Origin of the sequence: Cognatilysobacter segetis, assembly GCF_004359965.1 — a bacterium.
GTDB lineage: Bacteria > Pseudomonadota > Gammaproteobacteria > Xanthomonadales > Xanthomonadaceae > Cognatilysobacter > Cognatilysobacter segetis.
This window is the reverse complement of the sequence record NZ_SMRQ01000012.1, coordinates 26380-42816: the sequence shown is the minus strand read 5'-3', so window position 1 is coordinate 42816 and position 16437 is coordinate 26380. Positions and strand designations below refer to the sequence as shown.

The 16437-nt window shown below is 70.8% G+C and carries 12 protein-coding genes and 2 pseudogenes; 6 read left to right on the top strand and 8 right to left on the bottom strand.

Annotated elements, in window-relative coordinates:
• Positions 1 to 42 precede the first annotated feature (42 nt).
• Entirely contained in the window at positions 43 to 1932 is a 1890-nt protein-coding gene (gene sppA, locus E4F61_RS04235; RefSeq protein ID WP_133478424.1) for a signal peptide peptidase SppA, read from the bottom strand.
• 54 nt (positions 1933 to 1986) lie between these two features.
• A pseudogene (locus tag E4F61_RS04230) lies at positions 1987 to 3436 on the bottom strand (MATE family efflux transporter).
• 49 nt (positions 3437 to 3485) lie between these two features.
• Here E4F61_RS04230 and E4F61_RS14835 point away from each other — a divergent pair.
• Both E4F61_RS14835 and E4F61_RS04220 read left to right on the top strand, forming a co-directional pair.
• Positions 3486 to 3783 (top strand): annotated as a pseudogene (locus tag E4F61_RS14835) (DUF3667 domain-containing protein); the annotation flags it as partial.
• Positions 3784 to 4759: 976 nt separating this feature from the next.
• Positions 4760 to 5068, top strand: coding sequence for a DUF4286 family protein (locus E4F61_RS04220; protein ID WP_133478423.1), 309 nt, complete (start codon positions 4760 to 4762; stop codon positions 5066 to 5068).
• Positions 5069 to 5080: 12 nt separating this feature from the next.
• On the opposite strand, the gene E4F61_RS04215 is transcribed toward E4F61_RS04220, so the two are convergent.
• Both E4F61_RS04215 and E4F61_RS04210 read right to left on the bottom strand, forming a co-directional pair.
• A complete protein-coding gene (locus E4F61_RS04215; protein ID WP_133478422.1) occupies positions 5081 to 5713 on the bottom strand; it encodes a DUF3106 domain-containing protein in 633 nt (210 codons plus the stop codon).
• Positions 5703 to 6614 (bottom strand): hypothetical protein, encoded by a 912-nt coding sequence (locus E4F61_RS04210; protein ID WP_133478421.1) that lies wholly within the window; start codon positions 6612 to 6614, stop codon positions 5703 to 5705. Before E4F61_RS04210 ends, E4F61_RS04215 begins: the two co-directional genes overlap by 11 nt.
• A 442-nt stretch (positions 6615 to 7056) precedes the next feature.
• On the opposite strand from E4F61_RS04210, the gene E4F61_RS04205 reads away from it, so the two are divergent.
• The 4 genes from E4F61_RS04205 (at position 7057) to tal (ending at position 13840) form a co-directional block, all read left to right on the top strand.
• Complete coding sequence (locus E4F61_RS04205; RefSeq protein ID WP_133478420.1) at positions 7057 to 9261, top strand: primosomal protein N'; 2205 nt, start codon at positions 7057 to 7059, stop codon at positions 9259 to 9261.
• A 641-nt stretch (positions 9262 to 9902) separates the two neighbouring features.
• Positions 9903 to 10760 carry a hypothetical protein gene (locus tag E4F61_RS04200; RefSeq protein ID WP_133478419.1) on the top strand — a complete coding sequence of 286 codons (858 nt, stop codon included), beginning with the start codon at positions 9903 to 9905 and terminating at the stop codon, positions 10758 to 10760.
• A gap of 36 nt (positions 10761 to 10796) precedes the next feature.
• Positions 10797 to 12836 carry a peptidoglycan-binding protein gene (locus E4F61_RS04195; protein ID WP_133478418.1) on the top strand — a complete coding sequence of 680 codons (2040 nt, stop codon included), beginning with the start codon at positions 10797 to 10799 and terminating at the stop codon, positions 12834 to 12836.
• A 53-nt stretch (positions 12837 to 12889) separates the two neighbouring features.
• A complete protein-coding gene (gene tal / locus E4F61_RS04190) occupies positions 12890 to 13840 on the top strand; it encodes a transaldolase (protein WP_133478417.1) in 951 nt (316 codons plus the stop codon).
• 95 nt (positions 13841 to 13935) lie between these two features.
• Here the strand turns inward: tal and E4F61_RS04185 are convergent, their stop codons facing one another.
• From E4F61_RS04185 to rpoH, 4 genes are all read right to left on the bottom strand, one after another.
• On the bottom strand, positions 13936 to 14394 hold the full coding sequence (locus tag E4F61_RS04185; protein WP_133478416.1) for a metallophosphoesterase family protein: 459 nt from the start codon (positions 14392 to 14394) through the stop codon (positions 13936 to 13938).
• A gap of 48 nt (positions 14395 to 14442) precedes the next feature.
• The gene (locus E4F61_RS04180; RefSeq protein ID WP_133478415.1) at positions 14443 to 15009 is read right to left on the bottom strand and encodes an RNA 2'-phosphotransferase; all 567 of its coding nucleotides are present in this window, start codon (positions 15007 to 15009) and stop codon (positions 14443 to 14445) included.
• Positions 15009 to 15341, bottom strand: a complete 333-nt coding sequence (locus tag E4F61_RS04175; RefSeq protein ID WP_133478414.1) for a hypothetical protein — start codon at positions 15339 to 15341, stop codon at positions 15009 to 15011. The genes E4F61_RS04180 and E4F61_RS04175 overlap by 1 nt, the downstream gene beginning before the upstream one ends.
• Positions 15342 to 15512: 171 nt before the next feature.
• On the bottom strand, positions 15513 to 16400 hold the full coding sequence (rpoH, locus tag E4F61_RS04170) for an RNA polymerase sigma factor RpoH (protein ID WP_133478413.1): 888 nt from the start codon (positions 16398 to 16400) through the stop codon (positions 15513 to 15515).
• Positions 16401 to 16437: the final 37 nt, after the last annotated feature.

Sequence of the window (16437 nt, the reverse complement as noted above, 5' to 3'; positions counted from 1 at the left end):
GAAGGCGGCCCGGGGGCCGCCTTCGTTCGCTGGCACAACGGTTCAGAGTCCGCAGAAACAGTAGGCCACCGCCTTCACCGGCGCGCCACGGCGATCGTTCGCCGAGGCCTCGAGGAACTGCAGGTCGCGCGCGGCCTGAGGCGCCGACTTGGCGAGCAGCGCGCGCGCCATGTCGGATTCGCGCAGCAGGCCGAGACCGATGCGGCTCTGCGCCATGCCGGTGAAGAACTTCTCGAACGGCGTCGGCGTCTTCTCGATGTAGCGCACCTGGTATTCGCCGCGCTTGCCGAGCTTCGCCCGCTGCGCGGCGTCGTCGAGCGCCACCTGCAGGCCGCCCATCGAATCGACGATGCCACGCTGCATCGCCTGCGCACCGCTCCACACGCGGCCCTGCGCGATCGCGTCGATCTGCTCGACCGTGCGGCCGCGCGCCTTCGCCACGCGACCGGTGAAGTCGCGGTAGCCCTTCTCGATCACGCTCTGGATCATGCCGCCGACGGCCGGGTCCAGCGGGCGCGTCAGGTCGAACGCACCGGCGTAGGGCGTGGTGCCGACACCGTCGGTGTGCACGCCGATCTTCTCCAGCGCGCGCGACAGCGTGGGGATCACGCCGAAGATGCCGATCGAGCCGGTGATCGTCGACGGATCGGCGTAGATGCGATCGGCGTTCATGCTGATCCAGTAGCCGCCGCTCGCGGCGACGTCGCCCATCGACACCACCACCGGCTTGCCGTCCTTCTTCAGGCGCTCGACCTCGCGGCGGATCTGCTCGGAGGCGAACACCTCGCCGCCCGGCGAGTTCACGCGCAGCACGACCGCCGCGACGTTGTCGTCGTCATGCGCCTCGCGCAGCAGCTCGCTCGTGGAGTCGCCGCCGACCTTGCCCGGCGGCAGGTCGCCGCCGGCGATCTCGCCCTCGGCCACCACCACCGCGACGTGCTTCTGCGGCAGCGCGCCTTCCAGGCCCTTGTCGAGGTGCGCAAGGTAGTCGTCGAGCTCGATGCGGCGGAAGCCGCCGGTCGCGTCGTCGTCGGCCACGCCCTTCTCGCGCAGCAGGTCCCAGACCTCCTGGCGCGTCTTCAGGCCGTCGACCAGGCGCTGCGAGAGCGCGAGCCTGGCCAGGTCGCCCTGCGCGGCGGCCACGCCCTGCGGCAGCGTCTGGACATCGGCGTTGAGGCGGGCGGCGTCGATGCGGCGCGCCTTCGCGACGTCGCCGAGGTAGCGCTGCCACACGTCGTTCATCCAGAACAGGTCGGCTTCCTTCGACGCCGGCGACGCGGCGTCGAGCACGTAGGGCTCCGCCGCCGACTTGAACGTGCCGACCTTGAACAGGTGCACGTCGACGCCGAGCTTGTCCTGCAGGCCCTCGCGGAAATACTGGCGGTAACGCGACAGGCCCTCGAGCGTCACCTGGCCCATCGGGTCGAGGTAGACCTCGTTGGCCTGCGCGGCGAGCAGGTACTGCTTCTGGTCCATCTGCTCGGAGAACGCGACCACCGGCTTGCCCGCGGCGCGCACGCGCGCGATGGCGTCGGCGACTTCGCGCAGGCTCGCCATGCCGCCGGCCTGCAGGTCGTCGACGTGCAGGAACACGCGTTCGATGTTGCGGTCGGTGCGCGCGGCATCGAGCGCGCGAAGCACGTCACGTAGCTGCAGTTCCGAATGCCGGTTGCCGGCCACGCGCTCGAGCGCGCGACTCACCGGATCGGACGTGTACTGCTCGACCAGCTCGCCTTCGGGCGCGATGACCAGCGTGGTGCGCGCGAGCAGCGGGTGCGCGTTGCCGCCGGCCAGCGAAGCCAGGACAAGCAGCGCGACCAGGAGGACCAGGCCGAAGAAGACCAGGTTGAGGATCAGCCGGCGCGTGAAGTTCATCACGTCCCACAGGCCGACGAAGAAGCTCGCGATCGGGCCGCGACGGGGGGCATTCATCGGGGAGGTGTCTCGGAAAGATGCACGCACAGGGTACCGCGTGCATCCGTGCGGTCATGTCCCGGAGGTCATCGGGTCGACCTGCCCGGTCGTCAGTCCGTGGATGCGCGCCGGGCGGCTGGACCGGGCGAAGCGGCCGCCGAGCAGCAGCGCCGCGACGGTCAGCCCGGCGATCAGGCCGGCCCACATGCCGCGGGGCCCGGCAGGCGGTCCGCCGAGCAGCCCGAGGCCGAGCGTCGCGCCCAGCGGCATGCCGATGCCCCAGTACGCGAACGCGGCCAGCAGCATGGGCATGCGGGTGTCCTTGAGGCCGCGCAGCGCGCCGGCCGAGAGCACCTGGATGCCGTCGGGGAACTGGAACGCGGCCGCGTACAGCAGCAGCGAGGCGGCGAGCGTCGCCACCGCCGCGTCGTGCGTATACAGCGAGACCACCGCGTGGTTGCCGGCCACCAGCGCGATCGCCGACAGCAGCTGCGTCGCCAGCACGATCGCGTAACCGGCCAGCGCCGCGCGGCGCACGCCGGCGGCGTCGCGGCGCCCGAGCGCATGGCCGACGCGCACCGTGGTGGCCTCGGCCACCGCCAGCGGCACCATGAAGCACAGGCTGGCGACGTTGATCGCGATCTGGTGCGCGGCCGCCGGGACCGGGCCGAGCCGGCCGATCAGCAGCGCGGTGCCGATGAACAGCCCGCCCTCCATCAGCACGGTCACGCCGATCGGCAGGCCCGTGGCCAGCAGGCCGCGGATCACCCGCGGCCGCGGCGGGTCGAACCGCGCGAACACCTTAAGCGGCCGCATCCGGCGCGCGCGCATGCACCAGCGCGAAGGCCAGCGCCTGCAGCCACATCATCACCGAGGAGGCCAGGCCCAGCCCGCCGGCACCGAACTCCGGCAGGCCCGCCACCCCGAAGGTCAGCACGTAGCCCAGCGGCACCAGCACCAGCAGGCCGCCGCCGCCGAGCAGCATCGTGGGCAGCGTCCAGTGCAGGCCTTCGGCGAGGTAGCGCATCGCGAGGTAGCAGGTCAGCGCGGGCACGCCCCAGCGGATGCCGTGCAGGAACGCGGTGGCGCCGGGCACGATGTCCGGCGCGATGCCGAACGGCGTGAGCGCGTACGGCACCAGCGTGAGGAACAGGAACATCAGCAGGCCGAGCCCGAAGGCCAGCCACAACGACTGCCGGAACAGCGGCCCGATCTCGTCGCGACGCCCCGCGCCGTCCAGGTGGGAGACCGCCGGCGGCATCGCCATCAGCGTGCCCATCGGCACCATCATCGGCAGCCAGAACAGTGCGGTGCCGACCGCCACCGCCGCGAGCGTGCCGGTGCCGTGCTGGCCGGCGATGGTGCTGTCGACGAAGCCGATCAGGCCGGTCGAGACGTGGCCGGCCACGAGCGGCGCGGCCAGCGTGGCGGTGCGGCGGATCTCCTGCGGGAGGCGGGCGGGCGCGGACACGGCAGCCTCGGCGTTCGGCGCGCCATCGTAGCGGGTCGGGCTGCACGGCATCGTCGCAACGTGCTGCAATGCACGCCGACGACGACGCGAAGGGGACGCGATGCACGCCGCCGCCGATACACCGACCGCCTGCGAGAACTGCGGCACCGCGCTGATGGGCGACTACTGCCACGCCTGCGGGCAGGGCGCGCACAACCCGTTGCGCGACATGAAGCACGCGCTGGAGGAAGTGTTCGAATCGTTCTGGCACCTGGACGGCCGCGTGTTCCGCACGCTGCGCGACCTGCTGGTGCCGGGGCGCGTCGCCTGCAACTACCTGCGCGGCCACCGCGTGCGCTACATCCCGCCACTGCGCCTGTTCGTGGTGCTCATCGTGCTCACCTTCTTCGTGGGCCGCCTGACCATCGGCGGCGACGAGGGAACGACCGGCGGCAAGGGCGGCACGCACGTCAACGTCGGCAGCCAGGGCGGCTCGGGCTTCGACAAGGCGGAGACCGAGGCCGAGGTGCAGGCCGAACTCGATCGCGCGCTCGCCGGCATCGCCCAGGGCCGAAAGAAGACCAAGGACATGCCCTTCATGGGCGAGGCGATGGCCAAGGCCGAGCGCGAAGTCCGCGCACACGCGGCCGCGCGCATCGCGGAGCTGCGCAAGCATCCGGTCGCGCCTGCAGCGGCGCCCGCGACGACCGCGACGACCGCGGCGCCGTCGGGCGGCCACGCCGCCGTGGCCCTGCCCTCGGTGTCGACCTCGCCCAAGGGCGCCGAAGGCACCGACGAGAGCAAGGAAATCGCGAAGTCGATGGACAAGTTCGTGCGCTCGATCGACGGCGCGCGACTGCAGGATCCGAAGCAGCCCTGGGATGCGAAGGCCAACCCCGTCGACGTGCCGTGGCTGCCCGATGTCGGCGATCGTTGGTTCAACCATCGCATCGCGAACTTCGGCGACAACGTCACGCGGCTCAACAAAGACGGCAGCCTCATCTTCGAACTGATGATGGCGGCGGTGCCGTCGGCGCTGTTCATGCTCGTGCCGGTGTTCGCGCTGATGCTGCGCGTGCTCTACCTCTTCAGCGGGCGCAGCTACCTCGAGCACCTCGTCGTCGCGCTCTACAGCCACGCCTTCCTGCTGCTCACGCTGTTCGCGAGCTTCGTGCTCGCGCTGCTGCCGCTGACCGCCGCCGTCACCGTGCCGATCACGCTGCTGCTGTGGGCCTGGGCCGGCGTGTACCTGCTGATCATGCAGCACCGCGTCTACGGGCAGTTCTGGCCGATCACCATCGGCAAGTTCGTCGTGGTCGCGTTCCTCTACCAGTTCCTCATCGTCGGCGCGGCGCTTTACATCGTGTTCGCCGGCCTGACCAGCGGGCACTGACGATGGTCGTGTACGAGGTGAGCGTCGACGTCGATGCGCCGATCCGCGCCGACTACCTGCGCTGGCTCAAGGGCCACGTGGCGGAGCTGCTCGCGCTGCCCGGCTTCACCGGCTGCGACGTGTTCGAGGTGATCGATCCGACGGGCGACGAGACGCTGCGGGTATGCATGCAGTACCGCCTCGTCGACGAGGCCGCGCTCGCGGCCTACCTGCGCGACCACGCGCCGCGGCTGCGGGCCGAGGGCGCGGAGCGCTTCGGCGCCCGCATGCGCGCGCAGCGGCGCGTGATGCGTCCGCTGCGGTTCGCCTGACGGCCGGGCGCCTCAGCGCTCGAGCTGCAGCGCCAGCCAGCCGCCGCGGTTGGCATCCGACGTCGAGACCAGCGCGCGCCGCAGGCCGGCGCGGGCCTGCGGCGGCGTGCGCTGCACCAGCACGGCGAGGCGGTCGCGTTCTTCCACGCTCATCGCGTGCAGCGTGCGCAGCAGGGCCGCTTCTTCGCCGGCCGGCACCTGCGCGAGCAGCGGCTGCAGGCGCGGATAGTCGACACCAAGGCTGGGGCCGAGGCGCCAGCCCTGCTGCGTGCTCAGGTCGAGCGCCTCGAACTGCGCGCGCAGCGCCTGCCGCGACGCGGGATCGAGCGCCGCCTGCGCCGCCGCGGCATCGCGCAGGCGGGCCTGTTCGACGGCCGGCAGCGCACGCCAGGCCTCCCATTCGGCGCGGCGCTGGGCGCGCGTGGCGGGCGGCAGGCGATCCCACTCGGCGGCGCGCGCGGCGAAGGCGTCCCGCTGGACGGGGGTCCAGGCCTCCCAGGCACGCGCGTGCCGAAGGATCGCCGCGCGCTGCAGTGGCTGCAGGCCCGCGAGGACGTCGGCGAGGTCGTCGGGCAGGGACTGGGCGAGCGCACCGCCCGCGAGCACCGCGGCGGCGAGCGCGAGTCGCGCGGCGCTACGGCGCATCTGAGGCCTCCGCGGTCTCGGGCACCGAGGGCGCGTGGATGTCGTCGATCGTCGGTGCGACCGGCACCGCGTTGCGGCCGACCGTCCAGGCGAGGAACGCGGCGTCGCGCGCCAGGCGCGCCTCGGCCGGATCGGCGAGCAGGTCGAAATCCGGATGTGTGAGCAGTCCGGTCACCTTCGAATAGCGGCTGGCCGGGCTGCCGGCTGGGCGGAGCGCTTCCACCGCGACGGGTCCGTCGGCATCGGCGGGCGCCCGCCAGGTCGCGGCGAGCGCCAGCACCGTCAGCGCGGCGGCGGCGCCGGCGGCCTGCAGGCGATGGCGCTGCCAGCCCGTCGGCGCGACGAAGAAGCGCGCCGCCGGTCCCGCCAGCGCGCCTTCACGCATGCGCGCCAGGCGCAGCGACCGCTCGGTCGGCAGCCCGCGCACGCGCTGCTGGACGTCGGCCTGCAGGCGCTGCCACGCGCCGGCGTCTGGCACGCCCTCGGGCGCGGTCGGCAACGCGCGCAGCACCGCCTCGCGCAGCCGCGGCGGCGGTACGTCGAGCACCGCGGCGGCGGCGGCCTCCTCCAGCCCGGCCGCGAGACGCAGCAGCATCGCCGCGCGCAGCGCGGGCGAGCAGCGCGGCATGAACGCCGCGGGGCGCGCGCGGGTGGCGCGGCGCAGCGCCGGCTGCGCCAGCAGCGCCTGCCAGAACAGGCGCGGCCAGTCGGCCATCGGCGCATCGACCGCGACCTCGCGGAACGCCGCCATGGCGCGGGTGAGGGCGGCATCGCCCAGCGTGGGATCGCCGGCCTGCAGCTCGGCGAGCACGGCGGCGCGACGTTCGACGCCGCGGAGGAAGGCGGCCAGTGCGGCCGGCCGCACGAGGTCCGGCGGCGGCGTTTCGGAAGCGGAAACCATCGGCGGGATGATAGCGGCGGGGCAGCCGCCGGGCGGCCTGGCGGTCCGACGGCCGCCTTGACAGCGGCCGTTACCGGCGTCCCAGCCTTCTGTGACGCGGGTTCGGGCCCCGAAGGGTTGTTCACAGCCGTCGCCGGGGCGGGGTTCGCAGCCTCTGCGACGGTGCCGCGCTAATGTGGCGACCTTGTTTCACGCGCAACTCGTTGAAAATACAACGAATAACCGTGGTGGTGAATTTTTCGCCAACCCGCGGCCGCTGCCCGTGGCATCTGGCTCGCGCACATCGGCCGACAGTCCATTCACAGACTTATCCACATGCCGTGTGGATAAGGAATCTTCCCCAATGCGGACGGGCACTTACGATCGATTCATGATTGTCGCGCGAGCAATCGCGCCCAAGCTCGACCCGCGACCCGCCGGCGTCTCCGCCTAGACTGCGACCATGCCTGCCCCGTCTCCGACCGCCCCGCTCGACCCGGCCGCGACCGTCTGGAAGGTCGCGATCGGCGGGCTGCCGCTCGCTCGCCTGTTCGATTACCTGCCCTCGGATGACGGCGAGGCGGTCGTGGGCTGCCGGGTGCGCGTGCCATTCGGGACGCGCGAGCGGATCGGCGTAATCGCCGGCCTCGGCCCGGCCGACCCGGGCACCGAACCGAAGGCGGCGCTGGAGCGCCTGGACGGCGAACCGCTGCTCGCCGGCGAACTCTGGGATTCGCTGCGCTGGCTCGCCCACTACACCCCCGAACCGTTCGGCGAGGTGGTCGCGACGGCGCTGCCGACGCTGCTGCGCCACGGCGAGCCGCTGCCGCCGACCGACCGCCTGGGCTGGCGCCTGTCGGCCGCGGGCGTCGACACGCTGCCCCGACTGCGTCCCGGCCGGCCGCGCCGCCTGGCCGAGCGGCTCGGCGCCGGCGCCGTCGCCGAGGACGAACTCGACAGCCTGTTCGAGGACTGGCGCCCGGCACTGCGCAGCCTCGCCCAGCGCGCGCTGGTCGAGCAGGTGGTCATGACGCCGGCGACCACGCCCGCACAGCCCGGCCCGCCGCCCAACGACGAACAGCGCAGCGCGATCGACGCGATCCTCGACAGCCGCGACCGCTTCGGCGCGTTCCTGCTCGACGGCATCACCGGCAGCGGCAAGACCGAGGTCTACCTGCACGCGATCGCCGACTGCCTCGCGCGCGGCAGGCAGGCGCTGGTGCTGGTGCCGGAAATCGGGCTCACGCCGCAGACGCTCGCGCGCTTTCGCGCGCGGCTCGGCGTGCCGGTGTATGCGCTGCACTCGGGCCTGTCCGACGGCGAGCGCGCGCGCACCTGGGCGGCCTGCCTGCGCGGGCAGGCGCGCGTCGTGGTCGGTACGCGCAGCGCGGTATTCCTGCCGTTGCCCGAGGCCGGCGTGATCGTCGTCGACGAGGAGCACGACGGCAGCTACAAGCAGCTCGACGGCATCCGCTACCACGCGCGCGATTTCGCGCTCTACCGCGGCCATGCGCTCGGCGTGCCCGTGGTGCTCGGCAGCGCGACGCCGTCGATGGAATCGCTGCGCAACGCGCGCACCGGGCGCTACGTGCACCTGCACCTGCGCAAGCGCGCGGGCGTGGCGAAGCCGCCCGGCGTTCGCGTGATCGACATCCGCAAGCGCGCGCTCGACGCCGGCCTGTCGAACGAACTGATCGACACGCTCGCCCGCACGCTCGAGGCCGGTGGCCAGGCGCTGGTGTTCAAGAACCGCCGCGGCTATGCGCCGGTGCTGCTCTGCCACGACTGCGGCTGGACCGCCGAATGCCCGCGCTGCGACGCATCGATGACCGTGCACGCGAAGGGGCGCCGCCTGCAGTGCCACCACTGCGGGGCTTCGCGTCGTTCGCCCGATGCCTGCCCCGACTGCGGCGGCCTCGCACTGCAGCCGCAGGGCGCCGGCACCGAGAAGCTCGAGGAGACGCTCACGGCGCGCTTCCCGCAGGTGCCGGTCGTGCGCATCGACAAGGGCACGACGCGCAACCGCGATGCGCTGGCCGGCCACCTCGACACGCTCGGCGACGGTCCCGGCATCCTCGTCGGCACACAGATGCTCGCCAAGGGCCACGACCTGCCGGGCCTGACGCTCGTCGCCGTCGTCGGCATCGACGAAGGCCTGTTCTCCGCCGACTTCCGCGCACCGGAAAAGCTCGCGCAATTGCTGATCCAGGTGTCGGGCCGCGCCGGTCGGGCCGAAAGCCCGGGCGAGGTGCTGCTGCAGACGCATCATCCCGAGCATCCGTTGCTGCATACGTTGCTCACCGGCGGCTACGCGCAGTTCGCCGACGAGGAACTCGCGCTGCGCGAACATGCGCAGTTCCCGCCGTTCGCGCACATGGCGATGTTCCGCGCCGAAGCGCGCGACATGGACGTCGCGAACGCGTTCCTCGCGCTGGTGCGCGGCCATCTCGAAGCCAGCGACGCCGGCGCCGTGCTGACCACGAGCGGCCCCTTGCCCGCACCGATGCCGCGTCGTGCCGGCTTCCAGCGCGCGCAGCTGGTCGTGTCGTCCAACGCACGCCCCGCGCTGCACGCCGCGCTCGACGCGGCGCTGCCGGCGATCCGCGAATTGCCGGAAGCGCGCAAGGTGCGGTGGTCGCTGGATGTGGATCCGGTTGACCTGTATTAGGATGGTCGCGTAGACCCAAGGACGGGGCCATGACAATGATGGATCGACAGTCTTTGTCCGCCACGGGCGCGACCATCGCTGTCGCGCCTACATCAGCGGACCCGCAGGTGCATCGAAGGAGTTCCGCGCTACTCGCCGGCGACTCACGCTTGCGCAGGGCACGGCGCCGAGCGTGCCCGCGTGTCAATGCAAAGCTTCGAGTCGCGACGCCCGACTATGCGACAGGCGCGACAAAGCCCGCTGCCGGGTCGCGCCGCATCCTTTCGCACGGGCTAACCGAGTTTCAACGACCGTCGCGCGGCGCATTACGCGTGCCCATAGCATCCGACCTTGGTCACCAATCCGACCTTGGGAGGACAGGTGCGACACGGCAGCGTGCCGCTCGACTTGCCCTCACGGCCGCCACATTGGGCAACACGCTTGCGCGCGGCGATGAATGTCCTATGGGCACGCCGGCGATCGTGGTGCCGCAAGTCGGCTCCCCGACGCGAGTCCTCCGTCGCCCGCGCCTTTGCCCGACGCTCCGCAGCATGCGTCGACGGGCAGGCCCACGATCCATCGGGGCCACCGCGCGGTGCAATACCGATGCGTCCACTCTCCCGCAGTTTGTCGTTTACTGAACTCAACCTTCAGGTAGGCCCATGATCAGTCGGTTCGTCTGCGTCCCCAGCGCGCTCACTTTGATTCTCGCATTGGCAGGATGCAATCAACCGACGGCCCAACCGTCGGCGACCGCCACTCGGGTTGCTCATTCCACCGCGACCGCGACCGCGACCACGGCATCGACTCCGACTACGCCGGTCCCCCCACCGCCCGCTACGACGTCGCTCGCATCCGCGCGCCTCACCGGGATCGTCGACCGCGTGCTTCGAGCTCAATATTCCGACGGCTTCGATGCCGCTCATGGGTGCTGGAAGGCTCAATACGGGGACGGCGACGACGCGTTGCCGTATTGCATGCGCCCCCTGCCCGCCGGTGCTGTCATGGAAAACGGTGACCAGGTGATCTACATCGCGACGGCCAGTGCGTCGGACGTCGAGGCCGACGCCTACCGCTACGGCGCGACCGACCCGGGCATGTTCGACGCATTCAGAGTCCTTGTCGCGGCCGACGGAACTCCGTCGCTCACCTCGTCAATCAGGGGCATGGACTTCGGCAGTGCCGGCGACTGCGGCTGCGCGAACGCTGATTTCGTGCAGCTCGGCCCCAATGTCCATGGTTGGGTCTTCAGCAGCGGCAGTACACAACAGGGGATCACAACGGCGACGCATGCGCTTGTTGCGCCTTTGGGCCGCACGTTCGTGGATGTTGGAAACATCCCCCAGTACGTCGAAGGGGATCAGGACATTGAATACCGCCTGACGCTCGGGAGCGAAAACGCGAGCGACGGCTGGTTCCCCATCACCGTATCGAAATATCGAAACGACCGCCGCATCGCGTCACAGGTCGCGCGCTTCGACAGAAGCGCGAAACGCTACGTGGTGCGTCAGTCATTTTAAATCTCCGCGCCCCGGCGCCATACGAAGGATCGTGACATGCCGAACTCGAAAGCGATTGAGCGCCGCTGGCTGGAAAATCAGCAATTTTTGATCCGTGCAGCGCGCGATGCCGGTGTGGATCCGGAGATACTCGTCAAGATTGCGGGCTTCGAATCGGGCTTCGATCCTCAGGCTCGACCGATAAGCAGCCGTCAACCCGAACGCAACACGGTCAGGCAGTTCGACGGAACGCTGGCGCTTTCGTCCGCGCATGGTCTCGGGCAGTTCACCAACGACACGTGGTCCGGGACCATCCGTCAGTACGGCGCAAAGTACGGCGTCGCCAACGCGTACCGGTTGACGAAAGACGAAGCGAACGCGCCTTCGCTGCGTAACGATCCTCGACTTCAGGCCGCGATGCTCGCGGAGTTCACCCGCGACAACGTTGCCCGGGGTCAACGGCTAGGCGGCCCTGATCCGGACGCGAACGTCTACGCTCTCCATAACCTCGGCAGCGGTGACGGGCCAAAGTTTCTCGACGCGCTGCGAACCGACCCCGATGCACCCGTAGCCGCTGTGTTGTCCGCCCGGGTCATCCGCGGCAACCCAGGGCTCTACGGCGATGGCAGCCGCACCGTTGCGGAGGCCTACCGGGTCATGGGTGCCAAGATGGACGATTACGCGGACTTCGCATCGCGCGTCCGCTCGGCTGCGTCGGTACAGTCGCCGACACCGGCAAGGCCCACGGCAGCCCTACCCGCAGCGGCCCTGGACCGCAATGCTGCCATCTACGAAGAAGCTCGGCTCCATTTTCTCGACGCCAAGGAACGCTTCGAGTACGGCCGGGGCGATGTTCGACGCATGCCCAACACGAATGGTGATGGCAGGACCGACCAGAGCCGCAACGAACGAGATCTCGACGGTGACGGCCGTAAAGGCGTCGACTGCTCATCGTTCGTCTGGCGCGGCCTCCGGAATGCGGGGTTTGACGTTCCCACCTCGTCCTTCACGACATACGACCTGTTCAATGGCCGCAATGTCACACCGTACTCGCGCCAACACTTCGATGTCATTTCGGCGGAACGCGATCTTGGGTCGCATGGCTCGCTTCGCGCCGGCGACATACTGATGTTCAGGAGCACGCACGGATCAGGCCAGCACGTCGGGATCTTCAAGGGGTATGACGCTGAAGGCCGAATCCAGTTCATCGGTTCGCAGGTAAGGACAGGGCCGGCATTGGTGACGGTCCATCCGGGAGGCTACTGGGATGGACGCGACCAGGAAATTGTCGGGGCACTACGCGCCAAGCCCGAATTCTTCGTACGCGCCCCCGTGCACGCACGCGCGGCTTCTGTCGCGGGCGACCAGGCGCCGGCACACGCATCCCCGACAGCGGCCGTCCCGATGCCTGTCGCGACCGCCCGCGCGCGCGTGCCGTCCGACGCCGACGGACACCTCCAATACGGCAACAAAGGGCCTGCCGTCGCGACCCTGCAGCAGCGGCTCGCCGATCTCGGCTACCGCGGGCGCGATGGGCGGCCGCTGGGCGTGGACGGCGACTTCGGCGACGACACGCGATCCGCACTGCAGGCGTTCCAGCGCGAACATGGCCTGCAAGGCCGCGGGGTGGCCGGGACGAAGACGGCTGCGGCGCTCGACCGTGCCGAGCGCGGCCTGCTGAGCCACCCGACGCATCCGCAACACGCGCTCTACGCGCAGGTGCTGGAGAAGGTACGCGCGGAGGAGCGCGCGAGGGCGCTGCCATCCGGCCATCACAGCGAGCGCATCGCGGCCGCGTTGACGGTCGACTGTGTGCGCGAGGGCATCGTGCGCGTCGACCGCGTCGAGCTCAATCGCGACATCACGCGGGTGCGCGGCGTGCAGGTGGACGGCCTGCGCGACGAGCCCGGCCTCAATCGCACGACCGATGCCATCAGCACGCGGCAGGCATCGCACCAGCCGTTGCTCGAGAGCACCGAGCAGAGCCGTCAGGTGGCGGTGAATCGCCAGGCCCTACAGCACGATGCGGCGCAGAGGCAGGTGCCCGGGGCGCCCGAGCCGCAACGCACCCACGCGCCACCGGTGCTCGCACACTAGAGTCCCGGCGCGCGTTCATGGGCCTGCGGCGCCGGCTGCGCGACAATCGCCCCATGACGAACCAACTCGACGCCCTCCGCCAGCACTCCACGATCGTCGCCGACACCGGCGACATCGAGGCCATCGCCCGCTTTCGCCCGCTCGACGCGACGACCAACCCGTCGCTGCTGCTCAAGGCGGCCAGCCTGCCCGCCTATGCCCCGCTCGTCGATGCCGCCGTGGCCGGCGCGCAGGGCACGGATACCGCGTCGCGCGTCGCCGACGCTTCGGACCGGCTCGCGGTCGCGATCGGCGGCGAGATCCTCAAGCTGATCCCAGGTCGCGTGTCGACCGAGGTCGATGCACGGCTGAGCTTCGACACCGCCGCGACCGTCGCGAAGGCGCATCGCCTGGTCGAGTTCTACGATGCGGCCGGGATCGGCCGCGATCGCCTGCTGATCAAGATCGCGTCCACCTGGGAAGGCATCCGGGCGGCAGAGCAGCTCGAGCGCGACGGCATCCACTGCAACCTCCCGCTGCTGTTCTCGTTCGCGCAGGCCGTCGCCTGCGCGGAGGCGGGCGTGTACCTGATCTCGCCGTTCGTGGGCCGGATCCTCGACTGGCACGTCGCGAGCGGCGCGGCGAAGCCGGCGACGCCGCAGGACGACCCGGGCGTGCAGTCGGTCACGCGCATCTGGAACTGGTACAAGCGCCACGGCTACGACACCGTGGTGATGGGCGCGAGCTTTCGCAACGTCGGCCAGATCGCCGCGCTCGCCGGCTGCGATCGCCTGACCATCTCACCCGAGCTGCTGGGGGAGCTCGAGGCGGCCGACGCGCCGCTCGAACGTGCCCTCGCCCACGACGGCGGGCGAGCCGCCGCGCCGGCTCGCCTCGACGAGGCCGCGTTCCGCTGGCGCCACAACGAGGATGCGATGGCGACGGAAAAACTCGCCGAAGGCATCCGCAAGTTCGCGCAGGACCAGGTGAAGCTCGAACAGTTGCTGGCCGCCCGGCTGGGTTGACGGACGCGCCACGGCGCGCCGACCGCGATCGGCCCTGCCGCGACTGTAACGAGGCCGACCCGTCACGCTCGGCCGTAACGCTCACCGGCGTTCGATCAGAGCGCGAGGGTGTCGATGACCGCGGTCGCACGGCCGTGCGCGAGGTCGAGGTGGCCGACGCTCACGGGCAGGCGGAATCGGCGCGGTCCTGCGCTGCCCGGGTTGACCACGAGCACGCCCTCGCGGGTTTCGACGAGCGCGCGATGCGAATGCCCGGCGACGATCACGTCGACGGCGCCGGGTGGCGGATGCGCCGCAAGCGTCTTGATGTCGTGGATCACGTAGATCGCCACGCCGCCGACCACCAACCGCGTGGTGTCCGGCAGGTCGTGTGCCCACGCTTCGGTGTCGTTGTTGCCGCGGATGGCGGTGAGGGGCGCGATCTGCGCGAGCGCATCCAGGATGCCGGGGTCGCCGATGTCGCCGGCGTGCACGATGCGGTCGCTCCCGCGGAGCGCGTCCAACGCCTGCGGCCGCAGCAGGCCGTGCGTGTCGGCGATCAGGCCGATGCGCACGGCGGTGCCGCCTGCACGAGGGCTTGCCGCTTGCGCGGGGCGGGCCGGTCACGCACCCGCGTCGATCTCCGGCACGGGATAGTCGAGGAACGCGCGCGGCACCGACTCGACGAGCCACACGCCGTTCTCGGCGCGATGGAAGAGGTGCCCGGCCGTGTGCATCGCGTGGGCACGCACGCCGAGCACCGCCGGCAGGCCATGCCGCGCGCCGACCCGCTTGGCGGTCACGACGTCGGTCGACAGGTGCACGTGCCGGCGACGGCCGCGCTGCAGGCCGTCGCGCAGGATCGCCTGCAGGAACCGCGTCGCGGTGCCGTGGTAGAGGCGCTCGGGCGGCTCGACCGGCACCAGTCCGAGGTCGACGTCGATCGAGTGGCCCTGCACCGCGCGGATGCGCGTGCCGGCGTCGTCGTAGGCATAACGCTGCTTGTCGTTGAGGGCGACGATCTCGTCCAGCGCGGCGCGGTCGAGCGGCATGCCGTTCGCCCGCGCACGCGCGAGCAGCGTGTCGACATCCGCCCAGCCCGACTCGTCGAGGGAGAGCCCGATCGACGCCGGGGCGTGGCGTAGCACGCGGCTCAGGAAACGGCTCTGGCGGACGCGCGCCGGCTGCATCAGTGGCGACGGTCGCGCCGACCGAACAGGCGGCCCAGGCCGCGCGGCGCACCGCGGTCGGCATCGCCCGCGCGCGCGGGCTCGCGCGCCTGCTCGGCGGCGATCGAAGCCAGGCGCTGGTCGAGTTCGGCGATCAGCTCGTCGAGTACGTCGCCCGTCGACCGGTCGGGCCAGCGCTGCAAGGCCTCCATGCCCATCTCGACGAACTGCGCGCGCGTCTCCGCCGGCAGCTCGAGTTCGTGCGAGGCGAACCAGCGATCGAAACGCAGGCTGACCTCGCCGGCGGCGGTCACCGGGTCGACGTGGATCGAGGCGGGCGGCGATGGCTCCATGGCATGCATCCGGGCGGGCGCTCCGGTATAGCCGACCGACGCGGCACGTTGCGTGAGCGGCCGTGCGCGCGTCGCGCGGTGCCGCTGTGACGCACGATGCGTCGCGCGGATGCCCCAAACGCGAACGGCCCGGTTTCCCGGGCCGCCCACCAGAACACCTGGTGACGCGACTTACGCGGCGAACAGCGCGCGCATCTTCTTCAGCGCGTTCGCCTCGATCTGGCGGATGCGCTCGGCGGAGACGCCGTACTCGTCGGCCAGCTCCTGCAGCGTCACCTTGTTCTCGCTGTCGAGCCAGCGGCGCTTGATGATGTCGCGCGAGCGCGCATCGAGTTCCGCGAGGCCTTCGCGCAGCACGTCGAGCTGGCTGCCTTCCTCGTCCTCGCGCTCGTACAGCTGCGACGGGTCTTCGCCCTGCGCGGCGAGATAGGCGACCGGCGACGGCGGGCCGTCCTCGTCGCCGTCGTCGGGCATGTCGAAGCCGATGTCGCGGCCGGACAGGCGCGATTCCATCTCCAGCACCTCGCGCTCGGAGACGTTGAGGTCGGCGGCGACGGCGCGCACCTCCTCCGCGTTCATCCAGCCCAGGCGCTTCTTGCTCTTGCGCAGGTTGAAGAACAGCTTGCGCTGCGCCTTGGTCGTGGCGACCTTCACGATGCGCCAGTTCTTCAGGATGAACTCGTGCATCTCGGCGCGGATCCAGTGCACCGCGAAGCTGACGAGGCGCACGCCCTGGTCGGGGTCGAAGCGCTTGACCGCCTTCATCAGGCCTATGTTGCCTTCCTGGATGAGGTCGGCGATGCCGAGGCCGTAGCCGTTGTAGCCACGGGCGACATGCACCACGAAGCGCAGGTGCGAATGCACCAGCTCGCGGGCGGCGTCGAGGTCCTCGTCGTCGCGGTAGCGGCGCGCGAGGCGCTGCTCGTCGTCGACGCTGAGCACGGGGATGCGGTTGACCGCGCCGATGTAGGCCTCGAGCGAGCCGAGCGGGCTCAAACCCCAGGCCGACGGGGTCGGCAGGTTGTTGGTGACGAGAGCGGTGGCGGCTGTCGTGGTCATAGGGTCTAGGTTAGCAGTCGGGTCCTTTGACTGCTAA